We start from the raw sequence: 24,375 nt of genomic DNA, 5'->3' as shown, positions 1-24,375 counted from the left end.
CAATGACGGGAGGAGACATCAATGGACGACAATCAGCGCCGTGACGACGGCATGACGCAGCGCCGCAAGGTGCTCGGCAATGAATGGGTCGACAAGTCGATCAAGAACCGCAACGCGTTCAACACCGACTTCCAGGACCTGATCACGCGCTACGCGTGGGGCGACATCTGGACCCGGCCGCATTTCGACCACCGCACGCGCCGCGTGCTCGTGATCGGCACCATGGTCGCGCTCGGCCAGTGGGATGAATTCCGCCTGCACGTGCGCGCGGCCCTCAGCGAAGGCGGCTTCACGCCCGAGGACATCAAGGAGATCCTGCTGCAGCAGGCGATCTATTGCGGCGTGCCCGCGGCCAATCACGCCGTCAAGGAAGCCGGCGCGATTATCGCCGAGCTAGGGCTGCTGAAGGGATAGTCCGCTTGCCGCGCCGCCCGTCTCGGCGGCAGGTGCCTTGGCGGCGGACGACTCGGCGGCTCGCTTCGGCGCGGTCTCGAACAGCATCACGATCGCGGTGCCGAGCAGCATCAGGAGCTCGGCCGCATGCATGCGCAACGCTTCGATCTCGCCGACCCTGGACGCCATCATCATGCTGGCGAAGCTCAGCACGCTGCCGAGGCAGAGCGCCACCGCCAGCGCCTCGTCGGCGCCGCTGCTGGTCTTGCGGAGCGGCGAGAACGCGGCCATCGCAAGGAAGACCGCGAAGAACGCCACCACGGTGATCCGGGCCAGTGCCAGCAGCCATGCCAGCCGCACCGTCGCCATCTTGCCGAGGTGGAGATAGTCGCTGGCATAGAGCGCGATCGACACGCTCGGCCGCTCATAGAGGCCGTGGATCGGCGACACCATGATGCTGAGCGCAATGATGGCCCAGACCGGAATGAAATAGGCCGCAAGCAGCGCGCCGTTGAAGGAGCTGATCCGCCAGTTGTTCGACATTGCCGCTTCCCGTGTTTCCCCGCGCCATTTGGAGCGGCGACGGTTCGGCCTGCCAGGTAACGCCGATCAATTGCCGGCAGCAATTTAAACCCTTTGTTAAGGTTAAGCGCGGTGCGATGGTTCCGGATTGACGCGACCGGGCCAGGCCAGCACCTGCGCCGGCCGGGACAAAGGGGGTAAAATGACCGAAAGAACCCGCATTTTCGTCGCAACGCCCTGCTTCGGCGGCGATCTGAAGATGGCCTATGTGTTGTCCGCCCTGAAGTTGCAGGCTGTGGCCACTGCCCGGGGCATCGATGTCCAGTTCTATTTGATCGGCAACGAATCGCTGATCGTCCGGGCCCGGAACGAGCTGGCCCACCAGTTCCTTGCATCCGGCGCCAGCCATCTCCTGTTCATCGATGCCGATATCGGGTTCGAACCCGAGTCCGTGTTCCGGCTATTGGATTGCGGCGCCGAGGTTTCGGCCGCGGCCTACCCGCTCAAGCACATCGATTGGGAAAAGGTGCAGCGGGCCGCGGACGCCAAGCGCAACAACCTCGCGTCATCCTCGCTGGACTATGTCGTCACATGGGAAGGTGATCAGATCACGGCTCGCGGCGACGGCTTCGCCAAGGTCCGATATGCCGGAACCGGCTTCCTGATGATGAAACGATCCGCCCTCGTCAGGCTGTGCGACGCCCACCCCGAACTGAAATATCGGGCGAACCACAAGACCAACGACTTGAACACCGGCGATCTGGTTCGCGCCGACCTCGACCGTGTTTCGCTGTTTGAATGCATGATCGACAAGAAGACCGGCGAGTATCTGTCCGAAGACTATGCATTCTGCCGGCGCTGGATCGACCTCGGCGGCGAAATCTGGCTCGACCTGCGAAGCGAGCTCACGCATTTCGGTTCGTACGCCTTCCGCGGCCGCTTCGCCGATCAGTTGGCCTGAACAGAAAACAGAAACAAATGAGCTGACAAAAGGGCCTCGTCGTTCGGCGAGACCTTTTTGTTGCATCTGCTCAATTGCCCGGAATTAGCGCTCCGGATCCGGCTTCCGACCTGCCAGCCGGGCTCTGCTGCTCCCCGGGGCTTCTGACCACCGCCATGGCTCGGCCAACACGGGTTCCAGCGTGATCATTGCAAGGCAATGACGTGTCGACCCTGTGACATCGGAACCGCACCCGCCAAAGTAGTTATGTACAAGCCCTTTCTGCTGCTGCCACGCTGTTGCCGCCGCCGGGGTTCCGCTGTTAGAAAATACCGCGACGCGACGGACCAGGCTGCCGGGGCCCTCGCCGCGTCACCCGCGACGTAGCGTTTTCGAGCGAAGTGGAGACCGGTTCGCGTGCAGAAAACGCGTCCAAATCAAACCGAGAGCCCGTTCGGTTCTCAACCGAACAGGTTCTGACGGCAGCGCATGGATTATTTCGCCCAGCAACTGATCAACGGCCTCGTGCTCGGTTCGATCTACGGCCTGATCGCCATCGGCTACACGATGGTCTACGGCATCGTCGGCATGATCAACTTCGCCCATGGCGACATCTTCATGATCGGCGGCTTCATCGCGCTGATCTCGTTCCTGGTGCTGGTGTCGCTCGGCCTCACCGCGATCCCCCTCATCCTGCTGATCGTGCTTTTGGTTTCGATGGCGATCACCGCGCTCTATGGCTGGACCATCGAGCGCATCGCCTATCGACCTCTAAGGCATTCGTTCCGCCTCGCGCCGATGCTGTCGGCGATCGGCATGTCGTTCGTGCTGACCAACTTCTCGCAGGTGTCGCAGGGCGCGCGCGTCAAGCCGGTGCCGCCGATCATCACCGGCGGCTACACGCTGCATGAAGGCTCGCAGGGCTTCGCCGTGCAGCTCTCCAACATCCAGATCATGGTCGTGCTCGCCACCATCGTGCTGCTGGCGCTGTTCACCTGGCTGGTGTCGCGCACCCGGCTCGGCCGCGACATGCGCGCCTGCGAGCAGGACCAGACCATGGCCGCACTGCTCGGCGTCGACGTCGACCGCACCATCTCGATGACCTTCGTGATCGGCGCCGCGCTCGCCGCCGTCGCCGGCATGATGTACCTGCTGTATTACGGTCTGGTCGATTTCTTCATGGGCTTCGTCGCCGGCATCAAGGCGTTCACCGCAGCTGTGCTTGGCGGCATCGGCTCGCTGCCGGGCGCAATGCTCGGCGGGCTTGCAATCGGCCTGATCGAGACGTTCTGGTCGGCCTATTTCTCGGTGGAATACAAGGACGTCGCCGCGTTCTCGATCCTGATCGTGGTGCTGATCTTCATGCCGACCGGCCTGCTTGGCCGTCCCGAAGTCGAAAAAGTCTGACAGGCACTTCGTGAGCGCGACCTCAGCCCGCCCATCGCCCGCCGCGCAGCCTTCGGGCAGCGCCTTCATTCTCAAGAAAGCCCTGATCAGCGCGTTGGTCGCGCTGGTGCTGTTCTCGCTGATGATCGGCATTCGCACCGAGGCCGGGCCGCAGGGCGGCCTGATCTACTGGACGCGGTTCGGCGACCTCGCCGCCCTCGTCGGCACCGTGTTCGGCGGCAGCATCATCATCGAGCTGCTGCGGCAATGGTGGGGTCCGGTCGACAAGGACCGCATCGTGCCGAAGCCGGTGCAATCGGCGATGTCGTTCGCCGGCCGCTGGCTGGCGCCCGCGCTGCTGGTGTTCACCTTCCTCGTGCCGGTGATCTTCTACAATCAGCGCTACATTCTCGATTTGTCGATCCTGGTGCTGACCTATGTGATGCTGGGGTGGGGCCTGAACGTCGTGGTCGGCCTCGCCGGCCTGCTCGACCTCGGCTATGTCGCGTTCTATGCGGTCGGCGCCTATTCCTACGCGCTGCTTGCGACCAATTTCGGATTGTCGTTCTGGGTCTGCCTGCCGCTCGCCGGCATCCTGGCGGCATTTTGGGGCGTGCTGCTCGGCTTCCCGGTGCTGCGGCTGCGCGGCGATTATCTGGCGATCGTGACGCTCGCCTTCGGCGAGATCATCCGCCTCGTCATCATCAACTGGCAAAGCCTGACCGGCGGTCCCAACGGCGTCTCGGGGATTCCCCGTCCGACCATGTTCGGCATTCCGCTGACGCCGGGTGACGACGGGCTCGCCGCCAAGCTCGGCATCGAGTTCTCGCCGACCCACCGCCTCGTCTTCCTGTTCTATCTGATCCTGGCGATGGCGCTGCTCACCAACTGGGTGACGATCCGGCTGCGGCGGCTGCCGATCGGCCGCGCCTGGGAGGCGCTGCGCGAGGACGAGGTCGCCTGCCGCGCGCTCGGCATCAACACCACGACCACCAAGCTGACTGCGTTCGCGACCGGCGCGATGTTCGGCGGCTTCGCCGGCGCGTTCTTCGCCACCCGGCAGGGCTTCATCAGCCCGGAATCCTTCACCTTCCAGGAATCGGCGCTGGTGCTGGCGATCGTCGTGCTCGGCGGCATGGGCTCGCAGCTCGGCGTCGCGCTGGCCGCGCTCACCATGATCGGCGGCTTCGAGCTGTTCCGCGGCCTCGATCAATACCGCATGCTGGTGTTCGGCATCGCGATGGTGCTGCTGATGATCTGGCGGCCGCGCGGGCTGATCGGCCATCGCGCGCCGACCGTGTTCCTGGAACGCAACCAGGCGATCTCGTCCGACCTCGTCAAGGAGGGCCACGGATGAGCGGCGATCCCATCCTCACCGTCGACCGCCTGATGATGCGCTTCGGCGGCATCGTCGCGGTCAACGAGCTCTCCTTCGCCGCCGAGCGGCGCAAGATCACCGCCCTGATCGGGCCGAACGGCGCCGGCAAGACCACGGTGTTCAACTGCATCACCGGCTTCTACCGGCCGAGCGGCGGCGCCATCCGCCTCGCCCATGACGACGGCCGCACCATCCAGCTCGAGCGGCTGAACGATTTCCGCATCTCCAAGCAGGCCAAGGTGGCGCGCACCTTCCAGAACATCCGGCTGTTTCCCGGCATGACCGCGCTGGAAAACCTGATGGTCGCCCAGCACAACGCGCTGATGCGCGCTTCGGGCCTGACCGTGCTCGGCCTGCTCGGCCTGCCGTCCTGGCGCGAGGCCGAGCAGCGCGCCATCGAGCTGGCGCGGACCTGGCTCAACCGCGTCGGCCTGCTCGAGCGCGCCGACGACGCCGCCGGCAATCTGCCCTATGGCGACCAGCGCAGGCTCGAGATCGCGCGCGCGATGTGCACCGAACCCGCGCTGCTCTGTCTCGACGAGCCGGCGGCCGGACTGAACGCGCGCGAGAGCGGCGGGCTCAACGAGCTCTTGCTGTCGATCCGCAACGAACAGGGCACCTCGATCCTTTTGATCGAGCATGACATGTCGGTCGTGATGGAGATCTCCGATCACGTCGTGGTCATGGACTACGGCGTCAAGATCGCCGAAGGCACGCCGCAAGTCGTGCGCGACGACCCCAAGGTGATCGCCGCCTATCTCGGCGCCGACGAGGAAGAGGCAATCGCCGTGATGGAGAGCGGCACGTGAGCGCGGCAGCGGCCACCACACCCCTGCTCGCGGTGCGCGGCGTGCGTGCGGCGTATGGCAAGATCGAGGCGCTGAAGGGCGTCGACATCGAGATCAATCGAGGCGAGATCGTCGCCCTGATCGGCGCCAACGGCGCCGGCAAGTCGACACTGATGATGACGATCTTCGGCAGGCCGCGCGCCCGCGCCGGCGCCATCGAATTCGACGGCCGTGACATCACCGGCGTTGCGACCCACGAGATCGCGCGGCTACGCATCGCGCAATCGCCCGAGGGCCGGCGGATCTTCCCGCGCATGAGCGTCGCGGAGAACCTGCAGATGGGCGCCGACGCCACCGAGTGCAGCGAGGCCGAACGCGAAGCCGGGCTGGAGCGTGTGTTCGCGCTGTTTCCGCGGCTGAAGGAGCGCGTCGCACAACGCGGCGGCACGCTGTCGGGCGGCGAGCAGCAGATGCTCGCGATCGGCCGCGCCCTGATGAGCCGGCCGCGCCTGTTGATGCTGGACGAGCCCTCGCTCGGCCTTGCGCCGCTGATCGCGCGCCAGATCTTCGACGCCATCCGCACGCTGAACCGGCAGGACGGCCTCACCGTGCTGATCGTCGAGCAGAACGCCAACCATGCGCTGAAGCTCGCCCATCGCGGCTATGTCATGGTCAACGGCCTGATCACGCTGGCCGGAACCGGCGCCGAATTGCTGCAGCGCCCGGAAATCCGCGCCGCCTATCTGGAAGGCGGCCGCCGCGGCTAGCTCACCATTTTGCGCCGCCCTTGCAGCAGGATGCGGCTGATCCAGCGTCGATTTGCCTGAAAATTGCCGGTGACTTCGCCGCGAAATCAGCCGAGAATGCCCGCGGTTTTGGGGCCCGGCGTGCCGGGCCCTTCCGCAAGAGGCAACGACCACGAGGGACGTCTCATGAAATCACTGAAGCTGATCGGCCTGGCACTGGGCGCGTCGTTCGCATTATCGGCGAGCGCGTTCGCGCAAGACATCACCATCGCAGTCGCGGGCCCGATGACGGGCTCCGAATCCGCTTTTGGCCGGCAGATGAAGAACGGCGCCGAGCAGGCAGTCGCCGATATCAACGCCGCCGGCGGCGTGCTCGGCAAGAAGCTCGCGCTGGAAGCCGACGACGATGCTTGCGATCCGAAGCAGGCGCGTTCGATCGCGGAAAAGATCGGCTCCTCGAAGATCCCGTTCGTGGCCGGCCATTTCTGCTCGTCGTCGTCGATCCCGGCCTCCGAGGCCTATGCCGACGCCAACGTGCTGCAGATCACCCCGGCCTCGACCAACCCGCTGTTCACCGAGCGCAAGCTCTGGAACGTGGCGCGCGTCTGCGGCCGCGACGACCAGCAGGGCCTGGTCGCCGCCGACTACATCATGAAGAACTACAAGGGCAAGAACGTCGCGATCCTGAACGACAAGACCACCTACGGCAAAGGCCTCGCCGACGAGACCAAGAAGGCGCTGAACAAGGCCGGCTTCCAGGAGAAGATGTTCGAGTCCTACAACAAGGGCGACAAGGACTTCAACTCGATCGTCTCGCGCCTGAAGCGTGACAATATCGATCTGGTCTATGTCGGCGGCTACCATCAGGAAGCCGGCCTGATCCTGCGCCAGATGCGTGACCAGGGCCTGCAGACCGTGCTGATGGCGGGCGACGCCATGAACGACAAGGAATTCGCCTCGATCACCGGCCCCGCCGCCGAAGGCACGCTGTTCACCTTCGGCCCCGATCCGCGCAACAAGCCGACCGCGAAGGCGATCGTCGAGAAGTTCAAGAGCAAGAACATCGACCCCGAAGGCTACACGCTCTACACCTACGCCGCGATGCAGGTGTGGACGCAGGCCGTCGCCAAGGCCGGCACCACCGACGCCAAGAAGGTGATGGACACCATCAAGGCCGGCGAGTGGGACACCGTGCTCGGCAAGATGGCCTTCGACGCCAAGGGCGACATCAAGGCGATCGACTACGTCGTCTACAAGTGGGACGCCAAGGGCAACTACACCGAGATCAACCCGAAGGGCTCCTGAGCCTCTCGCGTCCGATCCCATCTGAGACACGAAACGCCCCGGTCCAGCCGGGGCGTTTTGCTTATCCGCCGCGGCTGCTATACCGGATCGATCGGACAGCAGGCGGATAGACGCATCGTGAAAAACCTTCTCACCGATATTGCCGGCGTCAGCGTCGGCCACGCCGACGACGCGGTGATCGCCTCGGGCGTCACCGCCATCCTGTTCGAGCGGCCGGCGGTCGCCTCGATCGATGTCCGCGGTGGCGGTCCCGGCACCCGCGAGGACGCGCTGCTGTCGCCGCACAACGTCGTCGAGGCGATCGACGCCATCACGCTGTCGGGCGGCTCGGCGCTCGGACTTGACGCCGCCGGCGGCGTGCAGGCCTGGCTCGCCGAGCGCGGCCGCGGCTTTCGCATCCGCGACGCGGTGATCCCGATCGTGCCGGGCGCGATCTGCTTCGATCTGTTCAACGGCGGCAACAAGGCGTGGGGACGCTTTCCTCCCTATCGCGATCTCGGCTACGCGGCGGCGAATGCCGCCTCCGATAGCTTCCAGCTCGGCAGCGTCGGCGCCGGCCTGGGCGCGACCACCGCCAACCTCAAGGGCGGCCTCGGCTCGGCGTCCGCTGTGACCGACGACGGCATCAAGGTCGCGGCGCTCGCGGTGGTCAACGCGGTCGGCAGCGTCACGGTCGGCAGCGGCCCCTGGTTCTGGGCGGCGCCGTTCGAGGTCGATGGCGAGTTCGGCGGACGCGGCCTGCCGCCCGCCTTCACGCCGGACATGCTGAAGATGCGGCTGAAGGGCGGCGCGGACGCAACGGCGGCCGAGAACACCACGCTGGTTGTTGTCGTGACCGATGCGCAATTGACAAAACCGCAGGCGCGGCGGCTTGCGATGATCGCGCAGACCGGCATGGCGCGCGCGATCTATCCGGTGCACGCTCCGCTCGACGGCGATGTGGTGTTTGCCGCGGCGACCGGCGCAAAGCCGGTCGATCCGCTGTTCGGGCTGACCAAGCTCGGCGGGGTCGCCGCCAACACGGTGGCGCGTGCGATTGCCCGCGGCGTCCATTCAGCGACCGCCTTGCCCTTCCCCGGCGCGCTGCCGAGCTGGCGGGACAGGTTCGGCTAGGACCGCGATGGGACTGTGCTTCCTCTCCCGCTTGCGGGGGAGGTGCAGCGAGTTTGCCGTGAGCGCGCGTTCAGTTTGATTTCATCGCGCCTTAGGCGCTGACCGACAGCGACGACGAGGCCTGGGCGGAGATCGCCTGCGACTGGCGCTGGATCAACTGCTCGATGAAATTGTAGGACGAGGTGGCGTTGTTGCCGGCGGAGGACGAATTCGTGCTGCCGGTAGTTGACGCCGTCGCCGGCGTCGTCATCGACACCTTGGAGCCGTCGGCGTAGGTCGTGGTCGTCGTGGTCGAGCCGTCGCTGTTGGTCACCGAGGTCGAGGTCGCGCCGTTCAGCGCCTGCATCAGCGGATCGGAGTTCGATCCGCCCGAGCCGCTGCTGGAGCCGGAGCCGTCGGCCGAGCCGCTCTGCATGTGATGGTGATGATGGCCGCCGCCCTTGTGGCCCTGCAAGGCCTGCGACATCTCGTCGAGGCTGACGCTGCCGTCGCCATTGGTATCGAGCTTGGAGAACACGTCGTCGGCCTGCGCGAGGTTGGTGCCGCCGGCGCCGAGCGCATTCTCGAATTCGGTCTTGGTGATCTGGCCGTTGCCGTCGGCGTCGATCTGCGAGAACAGGTCCTTCAGCGCATCCGACCGGCCGGTCGGGGTCGCGCTGGTCGATGCCGTGGTCTGCGACTGGCTCTGCGCGTCGAGCAGCGCGCTCATCGTCAGCGGCGAAATCTGCGTGGAGCTGCTGCTGCCCGAGCTTGTACCCGTGCTGCCCGAGATCGACGTCGAGGTGCCGGTCGAGGCCGAGAACAGCCCGGTCGACTGATTTCCCTGCGTGGCGCTGCCGGTCTGGGTCGTCGACTTCGACGACATCAGCGAGCTCAAGAGATCGATGGCGGATGACGCAGCGCCAATGGCAAATAACATGGCAATACTCCAACAAGGCCGCGCCTGGCGGCTCAAACGCTTGGCGAAGGCGCAGCAATCGGCGTGCCATGGCAAAAACCCAATAAAACCAGGGCTTGGTGCATCAATGCGGGTTCCGCGCACCCGGCAAGAGCTGCCGCCGACGGCAGAAATTTCCCTCTGTGCGCTGCCGTCCGCTCGCATTGCCCGCCACGCGTCCGCATGTTAGGCGGGATCACCCGTCGCCCCCTGAAGTCTTTCGGAACTGCGCTATGACTCAGTCATTCACCCCGCGTCCCCTCGTTATCGCCCCGTCGATCCTGGCGTCGGATTTCTCGAAGCTCGGCGAGGAGGTCCGCGCCGTCGACCAGGCCGGCGCCGACTGGATCCACCTCGACGTGATGGACGGACATTTTGTGCCGAACATTTCCTACGGCCCCGACGTCATCAAGGCGATGCGGCCGCACACCAAGAAGATCTTCGACGCCCATCTGATGATCTCGCCCTGCGACCCCTATCTCGAGGCGTTCGCCAAGGCGGGCTGCGACCACATCACGGTGCATGCCGAGGCCGGCCCGCATTTGCATCGCTCGCTGCAGGCGATCCGCGCGCTCGGCAAGAAGGCCGGCGTCTCGATCAATCCGGCGACGCCGCCGAGCGCGATCGAATATGTGCTCGACCTGATCGATCTCGTGCTTGTGATGTCGGTCAATCCCGGCTTCGGCGGCCAGGCCTTCATCCGCTCGGCGATCGGCAAAATCAGCGATGTCCGGGCAATGACTGCGGGCCGGCCGATCGACATCGAGGTCGACGGCGGCGTCGCGCCCGACGTCGCGGGCCAGCTCGCCGCCGCCGGTGCCAATGCCTTTGTCGCAGGCTCCGCCGTGTTCAAGGGCGGCACCGTCGAGGCCTACAAGACCAACATCGCCGCGATCCGCAATGCAGCGGCCGAGGCGCGCGGCGAGGCGATCTGACCGGTTAGCCGTTCAAAACAACGCGGGCGGCGGCGCCGCGGCATCCGCCGCGCCGTCGCCGTCTTCGGCCTCCGTCGCCGGCGTCAGCCGCGACGGCCGCACCACGGTCACGGTGCACGGCGCTTCCCCTGCGACCTTGGCGGAGACGCTGCCGAGCAGCGCGCGCCGCATCGAGTTCTGTCGCGCGCCGATGATGATGTGGTCGACCAGGTTGACCGCGGCGAACTCCAGGATCGCGGCGGCCGGATCGATCGCCTCCAGCACATGCACGGTCAGCCGCGCCTCCTCGAGCTTGAACGGCCGCGCCCAGTGCTGGAGCGCCACCAGGCGGTCGACATGCTTGTTCTGGCCCTGCTCGTCATGGGTGCGGTCGATCGCCAGGAGATTGAGCTTCAGCACGTTGACACAGGCGAGCCGCGCCGACGGCGACGTCGACAGCACCTGCTCGGCGGTGACGCGGATGGTCTCGTTCAGCGCCTCGGCCTCTTCGCCGAGATCGAGCGCGACGGCAACGATCGGGCTCGATGCGAGCTGGGCCGCGACATTGGACTTCGGTTGCGGCGGCGCCGCGCCGAGATTGAAGCGGCGACGCCAGACTGTGCCGAGCGGATCGCGATCGAGCCGCTGCGCCCGCGCCGTCAGCTTCACCTGCTCGGGATGGCCGAGATCGAAGGCGAGCTGCGCCGCGGTCGGATAGCGCGCGGCCGGATCGATCTCCAGGCACCGCAGCACGATCTCCTGCAACCACGGCGGATAGTCGGATCGCAGCCTGCGCGGAGGATACGGATCGCGCCACAGCCGCCGGCGCATGCCGCGCAGGCTCTCGGTCTCGCCGAACGGGCGGACGCCGGTGGTGAAGAAATACAGCAGCACGCCGAGCGAAAACAGGTCGCTGCGCGGATCGTCGCGCACGCCGAGCAGGCGCTCCGGCGCCATGTAGGGCGCGGTGCCGTAAGGCAGCCGAAACTCCTCCTGCAGCAGATCGGGCAGATGCTGGTGATGCGAGAGGCCGAAATCGATCAGCACCGCCTCGCCGCGCTCGCGGAACATGATGCTGCTCGGCTTGATGTCGTGATGGATCACGTTCTGCCGGTGCAGGCTGGCGAGCGCGGTGGCGACCTTGCCGCCGATCACCCTCACCTCCTCATACGGCAGCGGCAGCGCGTCGAGCCGCTTGTAGAGCGTCTGCCCGGGGATGCGCTCCATCACCACATAGGCCTGGCGCTCGAAATCGCCGCTGCCGAAACAGGTCGGCACGTGCGGCCCCGACAGCCGCGGCAGGATCATCTGCTCCATCTCGAAGCTGACGATCGCCGCCGGATCCTCGCCCTCCGAAGTGAGCGGCACCTTCATCAAAAGCGGCACATTGATTCCGGGATGGGTGACCGTCCACAGCGTCGCCATGCCGCCGCGGTGCACGCGCTCGCCGATGGTGAAGCCATCGATCTCGGCGCCCGGCTGCATCGTCAGCGCCGCCACCGGCGTCACCTGCCGACAGCGAGGCGGTCGGCGAGCCAGAGCGGCAGGCCGCTGGCCTTGATCCGCGCCGCGGCGGTCGCGACGTCGTAGGGCACGCGGTGATAGGTGATCTCGCGGCTCATCGTGTCGAACATCGCGAACGATGCGGCGGGATCGCCGTCGCGCGGCTGGCCGACCGAGCCGAGCACGGCGAGCCAGCGCCGGCCGGTCAGCAACTGCACCGCAACGCCCGCGGTCGGAACGAAGCTCGTCATCTTCGCGGTCGAGGACATCGAGTAGAGGCCGGGACGATGGATGTGGCCGCAGAACGTGATCTGCAATTCGGTTGCCATCATGCTGCGCGCGGCATCCGAAGTGTCGCGGACGTAGCGCCACTTCGCGGGGTCGGATGCCTCGGAATGCACGTAGAGCCGGTTGTCCTCTTCCCGCGACATCGGAAGCTCGGCGAGGAACTGCTTCTGCCCGCCGCTGAGCCGGCCGCGGGTCCAGTCGATGGCGGCCTGCGCGTCGGCATTCATGCTGTCGCTCGGGGTGCCGATCGCATTGTCATGGTTGCCGCGCACCGCGATCGCGCCCTTGGCGACGAGGTCCATCACCGTGTCGACGGCCCATTCGGGATCGGCGCCGTAGCCGACGATATCGCCGAGGCAGATCAGCCGCTCGGCGCCGCGCGCACGCGCGGCGTCGAGGCAAGCGGCCAAGGCCTGCCGGTTGGCATGGATATCGGCAAAGAGTGCAAGCCGCATGGTGGTCCGCGTGAATGATCCCTGCCCGATATCAAGCACACGCGGACCCGGGCCCGCAATCGGGCCGCGGGTGGCGGGTGGTTCAGATGATGTCGGAAGAAGGATCGATCAGGGCTTGCACACCCGCACGCCCCGCAGCAGCAGGGCGATCAGCGCGTCTATCCGCGACGGGCATTCGGGCTTGGCCCATTCCTCGGCATGCGCCGGGTGATGGTAGCGGACGGTCGCATCGAACACGGCGCGCGCGGTCGCCTTGACATCGTCGACCTCGAACACGCCCTGCGCGACGCCATCGGACAGGATTTTCGCGATCAGATCGACCTGCTTGTCCTTGTAGGCTTCCACCACCTCGCGCGCGCCCTGCGCCAGCGCGAGGTAGGTCGCAAACATCTCGGGATCGTCGCAGACCTTCTTTTGCTTGATCGAAAAGGCGGTGCGCAGCCATTTCTCCAACCGTTCCGGCGCCGGGCCATCGCTTGCCGCGAGCTTGCACAGCGGCTCGTTGGCACGGTCGAGCCAGCGTTTGGCGACCGCGTCGCGGAGCGAGGCTTTGCTGGGGAAATGACGGTAGACGCTGCCGTGGCTGACATCCAGCGCACGGGCCACGTCGACTACGGTGGCCTTGGTCAGCCCGAAACGTCTCAAGACATCCTCAGTTGCCTCGAGGATACGTTCGGGAGTCAAAACCACCGCCTCGTTCATGCGTTTACCGTCTGGTTATCGCTGTCCTGGCCGCGGGTGAACTTGGCGGCCTGGGCGGCCAAGTGGCGGGCGACGCGAAGATTGAGCCACTGTTGAATCTGGGCGGTCAATTGAAAGATTTCTATCGTCATGGAGGTAGTCCTTCGAGGTAGTCAAATTAAGTACGGCTTCCCCGGCCAAACGCCGGAACAGCCACTGGGCGCCCTCCTCCCTTGGGCATGGTGAGTACATACACCATCTCGCTGACAGATTTCAATATCTGTCAGCCAAACTTTGCAAGATGACAGCTATGCGCTCCGGCGGGGCCGCCGGGGAACCCGCTCGGCCGCATGGCGCCTACAACGTTCCGTGAGCGGCCGGGCGATTTGTCGGTCCCTGCCTATCTCTCGCTACGGCTACCCCGGGAGAGGTTTGCATGGACCGGCCGATGACCTTCAAGGAGATCGCCAAGATCACCGCCGGCGCGGTGGTGTCGCTGGTCATCGTCGGGTGGCTGATGGTTCTCGCAATCGCCTTCCTGACGGTGCTCTGAGGCCCACGACACGGAAATGCGCGCCGGAATCGAAAGGGGCCGCTTCACGCAGCGGCCCCTTTGCCGGGAAAATGGCTTCGGGATAAAATCTAGCCCCGGTTAGGAGTTAGATTACACCCAGCTGACGGTTGGCGGGATTCCGGATGACTACTGTCCACCCGGCTGACTGATTATTGGCGATCCCTATTTTTATGCCATCCGCGCGGTGGTGCACCCTTCCTACTGCTGCTCGTCCTTGGGCGGCATCCGGGGCGGTGGCAGCGGTGTGAAGACCGATCCTTGTGCGCCCGCCGGCGGGGCCACGAAGGTCCCGGTGGTGGAATCGCCGCCGGTGGTCTCCACGATCGTCTTCGGCGTGATGTACTCCCTGACGAAATCCATGATGGTGCCGTCGCCGCCGCCGAAATCGGCTGCCCGCCCGCCCTGCGGATGCCCCGCCTTGATCTCGTTGTCGGCGGTGTGGGTCTGCTCGGCCAACGCGTCGCTGTAGGGAATGCGGAAGGCACGCGGCACGGCGCTTGGCCGGTTGTCCTCGTCGAGCTCCTCGACCCAGAGATAGATCGAGCCCGGATCGCCCTCCAGCGTATGCGGCTCGACGATCCGCGTCGACAGCAGCTTGAAGTTCACCGGCAGCTTTTCAGCGGATGCCCAGCCGAGCAGGCCGCGCATGCCACCGAAGCTGACGAAATAGAAGGCGCTGGTCACGACGATGACGACCGCCTTCAGCGACCAATGCAGCCGCGCATAGACCAGCACGATCAAGAGCAGCGCGCCGACCACCGCATAGGCCACCGCAATGGTGAGGATCACTGATTGCAGGCTAATCACGGCGGAGCACCCTCACGCCGGATCTCGGAACGCCGGTGTTCGGATCGAGGTCGGCGCCGTTGCGCCAGTTGCTGCGGAAGGTCTCGAGCAGCGATTTCGGCCGCCGGTCGACGTTGATCACCTTGCCCTCGACGTCGAGACGAAACCGCACCGCGGTCTTCTCGTCGCCGGTGTGATCGACGGTCAGCTTGTCGTCGAAGATCACCTGCGCCGTCGGATTGAGCTTCTGTACCTTCACATTGGCCTGCACCGGCTCGCCGGTGGTCGCCTGGAAATGCGAGACGTTGACGGTGTATTCGCCGGCGACGACGCCGCGCAGGGTGACGATCTCCTCGCGGATCGGGGATGCGATCTTCTTGCCGTTGACCACGATGAAGTCGTTGGCGCCGCCGCGATCGTCGCGATCAAGCGTCAGGAAGCCGGCCTCGCGATGCCGGTACCAGGCGATGTTGCCCGCGGGGTCCTGCACGAACAGGTCGAGATCGTCAGGGTGGTTGTCCGGCCAGTCCATCGTGATGATGAACTCCGCCTTGGATTCGATCTTGCCTTCCTTGGAGTCCGGCGACACCGCGAGCAGCGCCAGGAAGAACAGGAAGGCGATCACCTGCAGCGCCTTGAACAGCATGACGCCGAGCGGATCGAACGGCTCCTCGCGCGGATAGAGCCCGAACTCGTCCATCATGGCGGCGTTCCAAGGGGCGTACCAAGGCGGCGTTCCAGCGCCGGGGTGACGTGCGTCTCGGTCAGCACGACCGCGTCGGAGAACACCCGTTGGGTCGCGCTATCCAGCATGTAGTACTGGATCCGCACCAGGATCGATCCGATCAGCCCGGCCAGCGTCGTGTACATCGCGACCGCCATGCCGTCGCTCATCAGGCCCATCGACGATTTCATCGCGACCTTGTCGGCGGCATCGAGCGAGGCGATCGGCGCCAGCATGATGATGAAGCCGATGATGGTGCCGAGCAGGCCGAGCTTCATCAGCGTGTCGGAAACGAAGGCGCCGAAACCGTTCGAGCCGCGCAGGCGGTCGGCCAGCGTCCGCAGCAGCAGGGTCTGGTCGATGCGGCCTTTGGCTTGCGCCTCCGCTTTCTGCACCAGGCTCCTGATGTGATCGGTGACGAGGCCACCAGGCAGGCCGCGCGCATCTGATGCGAGCGCCTTGGCGCCATCGGGCGCGGCGAGGATCGCGCGACAGGAACGCGCCACCTCGCCTTCCCGCGCAATCGCCCGCGTCCGCCAGAAGCAATGGATGCAGGTGACGATGTAGAGCACGGCGATGACGCTGGAAATGTAGGTGCGGTCGGAACTCACCATCAAGCGGATCAGCCCGTAGCGCCACAGCAGGAAGGCGGCGAACACCGAGAGGCCGGTGAAGATCATCCAGAGCAGCAGCACGCTGCGCTCCGCCGCATCCGTGCCGGCCGATGCGGCCGCAGCGCCGACCTTGGCATTCATGCTGCGTGAGCTCCCTGTGACGACAGTTCCATGAGGCTCCGCGCGGGCCTCGCCTGCAGTTAGAGCAGAGCCGGCGGGCGCCGTCCAAAGACATCTGCCCAAATTACGTCGGGCAAATTTCCCGACCTGCATGGCGACCCGCGCCCGCACTTGCCCGCAGCGAGGTTGCTGTTACGCTCCGCTCCTCTCGTTTGAGCATGATCTCCGCGCAAACGCGTTCCGCGTTTGTCGCGTGGGCTTTGCGCCTTTCCGGATCATGCTCCGGCCGTGGAGTGATCGCATGCGCCTCGTGCTTCAATTGGTCGCCCGCCTGCTCGTCATCGTCGCGCTGTGCCTCGGCGCGGCCACGGTCTGGGCCACGATCGACGCCTATCGCAGCGTCGATCGCGCCACACAGGCGTCGGCCGAGCGGGTCTCGCAGGCGCTCGAGGCACTGTACTGGCGCGAATTGTTGCTGCGCAGCAACCGGATGCGCGAGCAATTGCTGCCGGCGCCGGACTGGCGCACGATCGAAACCATGGGCCTGATCGCCCCGGGGATCTGCGTGCAGTTCGAACCGGCCGGCGCCTTCGAGAAGCCGCTCTGCGGCCAGAGCAAGGGGATCGGCAAGGCGCCGCCGCGCTGGTTCGCGGCCACCGTGCAGGCGGTGCTCGGCGAACACGCGACCGTCGAGCGGCCGATCAGCGCCCGCGCCGCGACCGCGGGAACCGTCGGCGCCATCGCCGATCCGGACGCTGCGATCGCACTCGCCTGGCAGCACATCCTGGACAACATCCATGTCGCGCTCCTGATGGCGCTCGCCATCGCGCTGCTCGCCTCGCTCGCGATCGCGCACACGCTGGCGCCCGCCCATTCGATCGTGTCGGCGCTGCGGCGCATGGCCGACGGCGAGTACCGCACGCCGCTGCCGCGGGTCCGCTCGATGGAGCTTGCGATGATCGGACGCGCCGTCGGCGATCTCGGCGACCGCCTTGCGCAGGCCGAGGAAGAACGCACCGTGCTGACACGGCGGCTGCTCGAAATCCGCAACGACGAACGCCGTGCGCTGGCTCGCGAGCTGCACGACGAGTTCGGCCAGAACCTCACCGCGATCCTGGCCTTCGCCAACACGATCGAGGCGAGCGCGGGCGACAAGTACGCTGCTGGTACCGAAATCGCCCAGGACGCGCGGATGATCTCGCAGGCCACGCGCCGGATCATCGCCTGCCTACGCGATACGTTGAATCGCCTGCGCCATCCCCCGGCCGAGGAGCTCGGGCTGGAGGCAAGCCTGGTCGATCTCGTCGACAGCTGGCGCTCGCGCACCACGCAGCCGATGATCCAGCTCGATCTGCAGGGTGACCTCGCCGACATCAGCGGTACGGTCGCAGCCACCGCCTATCGCGTCGCGCAGGAGTGCCTGACCAATGCGCTGCGTCACAGCTCAGCGCGCGAGATCGTGCTGCGGATCGAGCGGCGCACCGGAACCGAGAACGCGCTCTTGGTGCGGGTCGAGGACGACGGCGGCGGCGATGCCGCCAAGGTGGCGCAGTCGGCGGGCTTCGGCCTCACCGGCGTCAGCGAGCGCGTCGCAGCCCTCGGTGGTTCGCTGTCGATCGCGCGTGCCAGCCGCGGCCTCTCGGTCGCCGCCACGATCCCGCTTGCCGCCTGAGATGACGACCGTGACGACGACAACGGCGAAGGTCCGGGGCATCTCGATCCTGCTGGTCGACGATCATCCCGTCGTCCGCCAGGGCTATCGGCGCGTGCTCGAGCATCAGGACGATTTCAGCGTGGTCGCGGAGGCCGACAACGCCGCCAATGCCTACCGCGCCTTCAAGTCGCATCAGCCCGATGTGGTGGTGATGGACATCTCGATGCCCGGCGCCAGCGGGCTGGAAGCGATCCGCAACATCCGCGCGCGCGATGCCGACGCCCGCATCCTGGTCTTCAGCATGCACAGCGAGGCCGCCCAGGTGAAGGCGGCATTTGGCGCCGGCGCCTCCGGCTTCGTCACCAAGGGCAGCGAGCCGGCCGAGCTGATCGCGGCGATCCGCCAGGTGGCGCGCGGCGAGCATGCGATGAGCGACGACGTCGCCCGGGTGCTCGCCTTGGACAGCCTGGTGCCGGCCAAATCGGCCCTCGACCAGCTCGGCGAGCGGGAGATCGAGATCCTCCGGCAGTTCGCGGCCGGCAGCACCAAGGAACAGATCGCCGCCAACCTCAACCTCAGCACCAAGACCGTGCAGAACTACCACTACCTGATCAAGGCCAAGACCGGGATGCGGACCGACGCCCAGCTGGTCCGCCTGGCCGTCGAATGCGGGCTGGCGAATTTGTAGCGGACTGAGCCCCCTCTCCCCGTTCTTACGGGGAGAGGGCGGGGGTGAGGGGCCGGCGCCGCGTTCACGGTGACAGTCGACCTCGCGGAGGCTCCCCCTCACCCGGAACGCATCTGACAATGCGTTCCGACCTCTCCCCGCACGCGGGGCGAGGTGAAGCCGGTCCAACGGGTTTCCCTCCTCCAAAAACCGCGGTTTTCCCCTCCAAATGCCCCGGATGGGTGGCCTCGCCCGGCCCGATTTGCTAAAGCGCAGCGTAAAAACAAATTGGCCGGAGCGCGGTTTTGCGCGCCCCGCCCCGCTCGATTCGGAGTTCTCGATGATCCCCCGTTATACCCGCCCGGAAATGGCCTCCATCTGGGAGCCGCAGACGCGTTTCAAGATCTGGTTCGAGATCGAGGCGCATGCCGCCGACGCGCTGGCCGAGCTCGGCGTAATCCCCAAGGAAGCCGCCAGGACGATCTGGGCCAAGGGCAAGGACGCCACCTTCGACGTGGCGCGGATCGACGAGATCGAGCGTGAGACCAAGCACGACGTCATCGCCTTCCTGACCCATCTCGCCGAGATCGTCGGCCCCGAAGCGCGCTTCGTGCACCAGGGCATGACCTCCTCCGACGTGCTCGACACCTGCCTCAACGTCCAGCTCAAGCGGGCCGCCGACCTCTTGATTGCCGATCTCGACCGGGTGCTGGCGGCGCTGAAGACGCGCGCCTTCGAGCACAAGATGACGCCGACCATCGGCCGCTCCCACGGCATCCATGCCGAGCCGGTCACCTTCGGCCTCAAACTCGCCTATGCCCATGCCGAGTTCGCACGCGCCCGCGCCCGTCTGGTCGCAGCGCGCGACGAGATCTCCACCTGCGCGATTTCGGGCGCGGTCGGCACCTTCGCCCAGATCGACCCGCGCGTCGAAGAGCACGTCGCGAAGGCGATGGGCCTGCGCCCGGAACCGGTCTCGACGCAAGTTATCCCGCGCGACCGCCACGCGATGTATTTCGCCACGCTCGGCGTGATCGCAGCCTCCGTGGAGCGGCTTGCGGTCGAGGTGCGCCATTTGCAGCGCACCGAGGTGCTGGAAGCGGAGGAGTTCTTCTCCGAGGGCCAGAAGGGCTCGTCGGCGATGCCGCACAAGCGCAACCCGGTGCTGTCGGAGAATCTCTCCGGCCTGTCACGCATGGTGCGCGCCTATGTGACGCCGGCGCTGGAGAACGTCGCGCTGTGGCATGAGCGCGACATCTCGCACTCCTCGGCCGAGCGCATGATGGGTCCCGACGCCACCGTCACGCTCGACTTCGCGCTGGTCCGCCTCGCCGGCCTGATCGAGAAGCTGCTGGTCTATCCGCAGAACATGCAGAAGAACCTCGACCGGCTCGGCGGCCTCGTGCATTCGCAACGTGTCTTGATCGCGCTGACCCAGAAAGGCGCGAGCCGCGAGGACGCCTACAAATTCGTGCAGCGCAACGCGATGCCGGTGTGGCGCGGCGAAGGCGATTTCAAGACGCTGCTGAAGAACGACCCCGACGTGAAGAAGTACATGACGGATGCCGAGATCGAGGAGAAGTTCGACCTCGGCTACCACCTCAAGCACGTCGACACGATCTTCAAGCGGGTGTTCGGCGAAGCGTGACGTCCGTCACTCCGGGGCCTGCGCACCGCGCGTGATTCCGGAATTTCGCTCCGCAACCTCTGGATGCCACAGTTCGCACTTGCGAAGCGGCGTTCGAATCGTCCCGTAATGACGGTCGCTTTCGGCGTGACAAGCCGGCGGGTTACGCTACGCTGACCCGCCCACCACGGTTCACTACAAGCTCACAAGAAACGGACGCTGCCCATGCCCATCGTCAATCGCGTTGCCGCCCTCTCGGATGAAATGGCCGCTTGGCGCCATGACTTCCACGAGAATCCCGAACTGCTCTACGAGGTGCATCGCACCGCCGGCATCGTCGCCGACAAGCTGCGCGAGTTCGGCTGCGACGAGGTGGTGACGGGGATCGGGCGCACCGGCGTGGTCGGCGTGATCCGCGGCCGCAAGTCCGCCTCGGGCAAGACCATCGGGCTGCGCGCCGACATGGACGCGTTGCCGATCGCGGAGGCTTCGGGTGTCGCCTACGCCTCGAAGATCCCCGGCAAGATGCACGCCTGCGGCCATGACGGCCACACCGCGATGCTGCTCGGCGCTGCGAAATACCTCACCGAGACCCGCAATTTCGACGGCACCGCGGTGGTGATCTTCCAGCCCGCCGAGGAAGGCGGCGCCGGCGGCAAGGCGATGGTCGACGACGGGCTGATGACCCGCTGGGGCATCCAGGAGGTCTATGGCCTGCACAACATGCCCGGCCTGCCCGAAGGCTATTTCGCAACCACGCCCGGCCCGATGCTGGCCTCGTCGGACACCTTGAAGATCGTCGTCCGCGGCAAGGGCGGCCACGCCGGCGCGGCGCCGCACGAGGCGGTCGACAGCGTGCTGATCGGCGCCCAGATCATCAATGCGCTGCAATCGATCGTGTCGCGCAATGTCGATCCGCTGAAGTCGGCGGTGATCTCGATCACCATGTTCGAAGCCGGCAGCGCATTCAACGTGATCCCGGAGACCGTGACGCTCGGCGGCACCGTGCGCACGCTGGATCCCGGCGTGCGCGACCTGGTCGAGCGCCGGATCGGCGAGGTCGCCTCCAACATCGCCAAGGCCTATGGCGGCTCGGCCGAGACGGATTATGGACGGATGTATCCGGTGACGCTGAATCACGCGCGCGAGGCCAGCATCGCCGCCGAGGTCGCGCGCGATGTGGCCGGCGCCGACCGCGTCAACGACAATCTGGTGCCGGTGATGGGCGCCGAGGATTTCGCCTTCATGCTGGAAGCGCGCCCCGGCGCGTTCGTCTTCCTCGGCATGGGCGACGGCCCGATGTGCCACCACCCGGCCTACAAGTTCAACGACAACATCCTCGGCCACGGCGCGTCCTACTGGGTGCGCCTGGTCGAGAAGCAGATGCCGGCGGGCTAGCGCCGCTTGCACAACCGATGAACGGCCAACAGGCCGGCCGCGATCCGTCGCGGCCGGGCCTTTCACATCACGAACGCGGCTGCTGCTGTGTGGTGCAGTGAATGCCGCCACCGCCGGCGGCGATGCCGTCGATGTTGAGCTGGATGATCTCCCGGTCCGCAAACAGTTCCCGAAGGATATCGCGCGTGTTGCGGTCCGCGGTCGCGTCGCCGAACTCGGGCGCGATCACGGCGCCGTTGCAGACGTAGAAATTGATGTAGCCGGCAGCGAAGTCCTTGCTGCCGTGCTTTGGACGCACCGTCGACGGGGCCTGCAACACCACGACGTCCAGACGCCGGCCCTTCGCATCGATGGCGCCGCGCAGGATATCGAGGTGCCGTTTGGTCACCGCGTGATCGAACGACGACGAGTCCGGCTCGAGGCCGGCCACGACAACGCCGGGACCGGCAAATCGCGCGTAGAAGTCGGTATGTCCGTCGGTGATGTCCTTGCCGGCGATGCCGGGCAGCCAGATGATCTTGTCCAGCCCGAGCAGGCGAGACAATTCGGCCTCGCATTTTTGCTTTGACACGCCGGGATTGCGATTTGGGTTGAGGACGCAGCTCTCGGTGATGATGGCCGTCCCCTCACCGTCGACTTCGATGCCGCCGCCTTCCAGAACGAGGACCGCCTTGACGAACGCAGCCTTCGCCGCACGGGCGACATGCGCGGCCACCTCGGCATCGAGCGCATGGCGTTGCTTGTTGCCCCAGCCGTTGAAGTTGAAGCCGATGGCGCCGAGCTGCCCCGACGGATCCCTCACGAACACCGGTCCGGTGTCGCGCATCCAAACGTCGTCGACCGCTTGAACCACGAGGCTGACCGAGGGGCCGCAGAGCCGCGCGGCAATCTCGCGGTCCTCCTCGCGCACCAGCATGTTGACGCGTTCATAGGCCGCGATCGCCTTGGCGATGGTGGCGAGATTTTCCCGCGCGACCGGAAGCAGCTTGCCGCCCCAGATCGCGGCGCTGGCGCCGAAGGCCATCCAGGTGGCGGCATGCGGCGCGCCCTCGTCCGGCATCCGCCAGTTCGTAGTGTCCCGCGCAAGATCGTCCACGAGCGTTCCGGCCGCGATGGCCCTCCCGGGTTCAACGCCAGATTAGCGCCGCCGGCGGTGCGATGCCACGATTAGGCAATCATCCGCTCGCCCTGGGCGTAGCCGCCGGCGCAGCCTCAGGGGCGTTGTCGAGATCGCCCGCCCCCACCATCCGCGCGGCGACCCGGTCGCGCCTGACGAAATGATGGAAGGCGACCGCGGCGAGATGCAGCACGATCAGCGCCAGCAAGACATAGGCGAAGAAGATGTGGCGATCCTCATAGGCATCCGCCGCCGCCTTGTCGGGCGAGGTGATCTGGGGAACGTGGAACAGGCCGAAGAAGCTCGAATAGTCCTGGGCGCGGGACCCTGAATGCGCCCAGCCCAGCATCGCCACCAGGATGGTGACGGCATAGAGCGCGCCATGGCTGACCCGGGCGGCGATCCGCTGCCAGGAGGGCATGTCGCCCGGCAGCGCCGGCGTCGGGTTGACGCCGCGCCAGACCAGCCGCAGCACGGTCAGCAGCAGCACCAGATAGCCGATGTCGGCATGGATCGACCGGTAGAAGAACTTGTCCGCCCGGGCCGGGATGTGGTTCATCCACCAGCCATAGGCCAGCATGCCGATGATGGCGATGCCCAGCCCCCAGTGGAACGCGCGGGCGAGCGAGCCCCAGCTCGCGGTGGTATTGCGGATCATGGTCGAACGGCCCCGTTTGGATTTCGCACGTCGCAGCAATAGCTTGCCGTGATACTTGCAGGTATTGGCCAAGGCCATATGAAATTCCCTGGAGCCTCTTCCGTTCCGATAAATTCGGAACGGGGCTCTAGACTCTTGTTTTGACGCGTTTTCTTCACGCGAACCGGTACCCACTTCGCTCGAAAACGCTCTATCTTCACCGCCTTTTGTCGGCCCCAGTGGCCGGATAGCCAAAACAACTGAATGGTAACCCTGCCTCGGATAGACTTTTCATCGTGTCCACTCCTCCGACCATCCTCGTCTTCGATTCCGGCCTCGGCGGCCTCACCGTGCTGCGCGAGGTAGTCCGCGCCCGGCCCGACGCGCACTATGTCTATGTCGCCGACGATGCCTTCTTCCCCTATGGCCACCACACCGAGGACGAGATCATCGCCCGCGTGGTGCCGCTGGTCGGCGAGCAGATCGCGGCCCACGCGCCCGACCTTGTCGTGATCGCCTGCAACACGGCATCCACCCTGGTGATGTCGCACCTGCGGGACGCGTACCGGCTGCCCTTCGTCGGCACCGTGCCCGCGATCAAGCCGGCCTGCGCCTCGTCGAAGACAAGGCGCGTCTCGGTGCTCGGCACGAGGGGGACCGTGAAGCGCGAATATACCCGCAAGCTGATCTCCGATTTCGCCCAGGGCTGCGAGGTGACGCTGGTCGGCTCCGGCGAGCTTGCCTCGCTGGCGGAAGCCGCCCTCAGCGGCGAGCGGGTGCGCGACGAGGAGATCGCCGCCGAGCTCGCGCCCTGCTTCGTCGGCGACGGCGCCAATGACCCGGCCCGCACCGATACCGTCGTGCTCGCCTGCACGCATTATCCGCTGCTGCTGGAACGCCTGATCCGGCTCGCGCCCTGGCCGGTCGACTGGATCGATCCGGCGCCGGCGATCGCCCGCCGCGTCGCCGACCTGCTCGGCCCTGCCGGCGCCGAAAGCGACAAGGCCGGCGCCGAGATGATCTTCACCTCGAAGCGCCCGCACGAGCTGACCGCGGCGCTGACGCCGTTCTTCGGCGGACGCGTCCCGGCCTGATCCTTTTCGCCGTC

Annotated in this window: 25 protein-coding genes; 14 read left to right on the top strand and 11 right to left on the bottom strand. The window is 66.1% G+C overall.

Translation table 11 applies throughout. The features are described from left to right. Positions 1-21: 21 nt before the first annotated feature. Entirely contained in the window at positions 22-414 is a 393-nt protein-coding gene (locus XH92_RS18720) for a carboxymuconolactone decarboxylase family protein (RefSeq protein WP_173637433.1), read from the top strand. Here the strand turns inward: XH92_RS18720 and XH92_RS18715 are convergent. Next, positions 394-936 carry a hypothetical protein gene (locus XH92_RS18715; RefSeq protein ID WP_194460510.1) on the bottom strand — a complete coding sequence of 181 codons (543 nt, stop codon included), beginning with the start codon at positions 934-936 and terminating at the stop codon, positions 394-396. The two genes, XH92_RS18720 and XH92_RS18715, sit on opposite strands and share 21 nt — an antisense overlap. A gap of 181 nt (positions 937-1,117) precedes the next feature. Between XH92_RS18715 and XH92_RS18710 the strand changes: the two genes are divergently transcribed. The 7 genes from XH92_RS18710 to XH92_RS18680 all read left to right on the top strand — a co-directional run bounded on the left by XH92_RS18710 (position 1,118) and on the right by XH92_RS18680 (position 8,571). Next, positions 1,118-1,876, top strand: a complete 759-nt coding sequence (locus tag XH92_RS18710) for a hypothetical protein (RefSeq protein ID WP_194460509.1) — start codon at positions 1,118-1,120, stop codon at positions 1,874-1,876. A 468-nt stretch (positions 1,877-2,344) separates the two neighbouring features. Continuing rightward, on the top strand, positions 2,345-3,262 hold the full coding sequence (locus XH92_RS18705) for a branched-chain amino acid ABC transporter permease LivH (protein WP_194460508.1): 918 nt from the start codon (positions 2,345-2,347) through the stop codon (positions 3,260-3,262). A gap of 10 nt (positions 3,263-3,272) precedes the next feature. Beyond that, positions 3,273-4,598, top strand: a complete 1,326-nt coding sequence (gene livM, locus XH92_RS18700) for a high-affinity branched-chain amino acid ABC transporter permease LivM (RefSeq protein WP_305825874.1) — start codon at positions 3,273-3,275, stop codon at positions 4,596-4,598. Continuing rightward, the gene (locus XH92_RS18695) at positions 4,595-5,428 is read left to right on the top strand and encodes an ABC transporter ATP-binding protein (RefSeq protein WP_194460507.1); all 834 of its coding nucleotides are present in this window, start codon (positions 4,595-4,597) and stop codon (positions 5,426-5,428) included. Before livM ends, XH92_RS18695 begins: the two co-directional genes overlap by 4 nt. Then, positions 5,425-6,174 (top strand): ABC transporter ATP-binding protein, encoded by a 750-nt coding sequence (locus tag XH92_RS18690; RefSeq protein ID WP_194460506.1) that lies wholly within the window; start codon positions 5,425-5,427, stop codon positions 6,172-6,174. The genes XH92_RS18695 and XH92_RS18690 overlap by 4 nt, the downstream gene beginning before the upstream one ends. A 165-nt stretch (positions 6,175-6,339) precedes the next feature. Further along, on the top strand, positions 6,340-7,458 hold the full coding sequence (locus tag XH92_RS18685) for a branched-chain amino acid ABC transporter substrate-binding protein (RefSeq protein ID WP_163163300.1): 1,119 nt from the start codon (positions 6,340-6,342) through the stop codon (positions 7,456-7,458). Between the two features lie 117 nt (positions 7,459-7,575). Continuing rightward, positions 7,576-8,571, top strand: coding sequence for a P1 family peptidase (locus XH92_RS18680; RefSeq protein WP_194460505.1), 996 nt, complete (start codon positions 7,576-7,578; stop codon positions 8,569-8,571). A gap of 91 nt (positions 8,572-8,662) precedes the next feature. On the opposite strand, the gene XH92_RS18675 is transcribed toward XH92_RS18680, so the two are convergent. After that, entirely contained in the window at positions 8,663-9,490 is an 828-nt protein-coding gene (locus XH92_RS18675) for an EF-hand domain-containing protein (protein ID WP_194460504.1), read from the bottom strand. 251 nt (positions 9,491-9,741) lie between these two features. On the opposite strand from XH92_RS18675, the gene rpe reads away from it, so the two are divergent. Continuing rightward, positions 9,742-10,443: a ribulose-phosphate 3-epimerase gene (gene rpe / locus XH92_RS18670; RefSeq protein WP_194460503.1), complete on the top strand. Its 702-nt coding sequence runs from the start codon at positions 9,742-9,744 to the stop codon at positions 10,441-10,443. Between the two features lie 12 nt (positions 10,444-10,455). Here the strand turns inward: rpe and XH92_RS18665 are convergent, their stop codons facing one another. The 7 genes from XH92_RS18665 to XH92_RS18640 all read right to left on the bottom strand — a co-directional run bounded on the left by XH92_RS18665 (position 10,456) and on the right by XH92_RS18640 (position 16,188). Further along, positions 10,456-11,907, bottom strand: coding sequence for a bifunctional serine/threonine-protein kinase/universal stress protein (locus XH92_RS18665; protein ID WP_194461323.1), 1,452 nt, complete (start codon positions 11,905-11,907; stop codon positions 10,456-10,458). Between the two features lie 20 nt (positions 11,908-11,927). Beyond that, entirely contained in the window at positions 11,928-12,668 is a 741-nt protein-coding gene (locus XH92_RS18660; RefSeq protein ID WP_194460502.1) for a metallophosphoesterase, read from the bottom strand. Between the two features lie 108 nt (positions 12,669-12,776). Then, positions 12,777-13,370, bottom strand: a complete 594-nt coding sequence (locus tag XH92_RS18655; protein WP_194460501.1) for a TetR family transcriptional regulator — start codon at positions 13,368-13,370, stop codon at positions 12,777-12,779. After that, on the bottom strand, positions 13,367-13,501 hold the full coding sequence (locus tag XH92_RS43620) for a hypothetical protein (protein ID WP_016843141.1): 135 nt from the start codon (positions 13,499-13,501) through the stop codon (positions 13,367-13,369). Before XH92_RS43620 ends, XH92_RS18655 begins: the two co-directional genes overlap by 4 nt. Positions 13,502-14,121: 620 nt before the next feature. After that, complete coding sequence (locus tag XH92_RS18650) at positions 14,122-14,730, bottom strand: hypothetical protein (protein ID WP_194460500.1); 609 nt, start codon at positions 14,728-14,730, stop codon at positions 14,122-14,124. Further along, entirely contained in the window at positions 14,723-15,412 is a 690-nt protein-coding gene (locus XH92_RS18645; RefSeq protein ID WP_194460499.1) for a hypothetical protein, read from the bottom strand. Before XH92_RS18645 ends, XH92_RS18650 begins: the two co-directional genes overlap by 8 nt. After that, positions 15,409-16,188, bottom strand: coding sequence for a MotA/TolQ/ExbB proton channel family protein (locus tag XH92_RS18640; RefSeq protein ID WP_194460498.1), 780 nt, complete (start codon positions 16,186-16,188; stop codon positions 15,409-15,411). Before XH92_RS18640 ends, XH92_RS18645 begins: the two co-directional genes overlap by 4 nt. 280 nt (positions 16,189-16,468) lie before the next feature. On the opposite strand from XH92_RS18640, the gene XH92_RS18635 reads away from it, so the two are divergent. The 4 genes from XH92_RS18635 to XH92_RS18620 all read left to right on the top strand — a co-directional run bounded on the left by XH92_RS18635 (position 16,469) and on the right by XH92_RS18620 (position 21,513). Continuing rightward, positions 16,469-17,839, top strand: a complete 1,371-nt coding sequence (locus XH92_RS18635) for a sensor histidine kinase (protein WP_194460497.1) — start codon at positions 16,469-16,471, stop codon at positions 17,837-17,839. A gap of 1 nt (position 17,840) precedes the next feature. Then, positions 17,841-18,509, top strand: coding sequence for a response regulator transcription factor (locus tag XH92_RS18630; protein ID WP_194460496.1), 669 nt, complete (start codon positions 17,841-17,843; stop codon positions 18,507-18,509). 319 nt (positions 18,510-18,828) lie between these two features. Then, positions 18,829-20,136 (top strand): adenylosuccinate lyase, encoded by a 1,308-nt coding sequence (gene purB, locus XH92_RS18625; RefSeq protein ID WP_194460495.1) that lies wholly within the window; start codon positions 18,829-18,831, stop codon positions 20,134-20,136. 204 nt (positions 20,137-20,340) lie between these two features. Continuing rightward, on the top strand, positions 20,341-21,513 hold the full coding sequence (locus XH92_RS18620) for a M20 aminoacylase family protein (protein WP_194460494.1): 1,173 nt from the start codon (positions 20,341-20,343) through the stop codon (positions 21,511-21,513). Positions 21,514-21,580: 67 nt separating this feature from the next. Here XH92_RS18620 and XH92_RS18615 read toward each other — a convergent pair whose 3' ends face one another. Further along, on the bottom strand, positions 21,581-22,609 hold the full coding sequence (locus tag XH92_RS18615) for an agmatine/peptidylarginine deiminase (RefSeq protein WP_246788484.1): 1,029 nt from the start codon (positions 22,607-22,609) through the stop codon (positions 21,581-21,583). A gap of 79 nt (positions 22,610-22,688) precedes the next feature. Then, entirely contained in the window at positions 22,689-23,288 is a 600-nt protein-coding gene (locus tag XH92_RS18610) for a cytochrome b (protein WP_194461321.1), read from the bottom strand. Between the two features lie 275 nt (positions 23,289-23,563). Here XH92_RS18610 and murI point away from each other — a divergent pair, with 275 nt between their 5' ends. After that, positions 23,564-24,361: a glutamate racemase gene (gene murI / locus XH92_RS18605; protein WP_194460493.1), complete on the top strand. Its 798-nt coding sequence runs from the start codon at positions 23,564-23,566 to the stop codon at positions 24,359-24,361. The last annotated feature ends 14 nt before the right edge of the window (positions 24,362-24,375 follow it).

The organism is Bradyrhizobium sp. CCBAU 53421, assembly GCF_015291625.1.
In the GTDB taxonomy this organism is placed as follows: Bacteria; Pseudomonadota; Alphaproteobacteria; order Rhizobiales; family Xanthobacteraceae; genus Bradyrhizobium.
This window is presented reverse-complemented; position numbering and strand designations above follow the sequence as displayed.

Excerpts from the sequence above, each read along its gene's own strand:
- XH92_RS18720 (WP_173637433.1), top strand. The coding sequence starts at position 22 with ATGGACGACAATCAGCGCCGTGACGACGGCATGACGCAGCGCCGCAAG.
- XH92_RS18715 (WP_194460510.1), bottom strand. The coding sequence starts at position 936 with ATGTCGAACAACTGGCGGATCAGCTCCTTCAACGGCGCGCTGCTTGCG.
- XH92_RS18710 (WP_194460509.1), top strand. The coding sequence starts at position 1,118 with ATGACCGAAAGAACCCGCATTTTCGTCGCAACGCCCTGCTTCGGCGGC.
- XH92_RS18705 (WP_194460508.1), top strand. The coding sequence starts at position 2,345 with ATGGATTATTTCGCCCAGCAACTGATCAACGGCCTCGTGCTCGGTTCG.
- XH92_RS18695 (WP_194460507.1), top strand. The coding sequence starts at position 4,595 with ATGAGCGGCGATCCCATCCTCACCGTCGACCGCCTGATGATGCGCTTC.
- XH92_RS18685 (WP_163163300.1), top strand. The coding sequence starts at position 6,340 with ATGAAATCACTGAAGCTGATCGGCCTGGCACTGGGCGCGTCGTTCGCA.
- XH92_RS18675 (WP_194460504.1), bottom strand. The coding sequence starts at position 9,490 with ATGTTATTTGCCATTGGCGCTGCGTCATCCGCCATCGATCTCTTGAGC.
- rpe (WP_194460503.1), top strand. The coding sequence starts at position 9,742 with ATGACTCAGTCATTCACCCCGCGTCCCCTCGTTATCGCCCCGTCGATC.
- XH92_RS18665 (WP_194461323.1), bottom strand. The coding sequence starts at position 11,907 with ATGCAGCCGGGCGCCGAGATCGATGGCTTCACCATCGGCGAGCGCGTG.
- XH92_RS18660 (WP_194460502.1), bottom strand. The coding sequence starts at position 12,668 with ATGCGGCTTGCACTCTTTGCCGATATCCATGCCAACCGGCAGGCCTTG.
- XH92_RS18655 (WP_194460501.1), bottom strand. The coding sequence starts at position 13,370 with ATGAACGAGGCGGTGGTTTTGACTCCCGAACGTATCCTCGAGGCAACT.
- XH92_RS43620 (WP_016843141.1), bottom strand. The coding sequence starts at position 13,501 with ATGACGATAGAAATCTTTCAATTGACCGCCCAGATTCAACAGTGGCTC.
- XH92_RS18645 (WP_194460499.1), bottom strand. The coding sequence starts at position 15,412 with ATGATGGACGAGTTCGGGCTCTATCCGCGCGAGGAGCCGTTCGATCCG.
- XH92_RS18640 (WP_194460498.1), bottom strand. The coding sequence starts at position 16,188 with ATGAATGCCAAGGTCGGCGCTGCGGCCGCATCGGCCGGCACGGATGCG.
- XH92_RS18635 (WP_194460497.1), top strand. The coding sequence starts at position 16,469 with ATGCGCCTCGTGCTTCAATTGGTCGCCCGCCTGCTCGTCATCGTCGCG.
- XH92_RS18630 (WP_194460496.1), top strand. The coding sequence starts at position 17,841 with ATGACGACCGTGACGACGACAACGGCGAAGGTCCGGGGCATCTCGATC.
- purB (WP_194460495.1), top strand. The coding sequence starts at position 18,829 with ATGATCCCCCGTTATACCCGCCCGGAAATGGCCTCCATCTGGGAGCCG.
- XH92_RS18620 (WP_194460494.1), top strand. The coding sequence starts at position 20,341 with ATGCCCATCGTCAATCGCGTTGCCGCCCTCTCGGATGAAATGGCCGCT.
- XH92_RS18610 (WP_194461321.1), bottom strand. The coding sequence starts at position 23,288 with ATGATCCGCAATACCACCGCGAGCTGGGGCTCGCTCGCCCGCGCGTTC.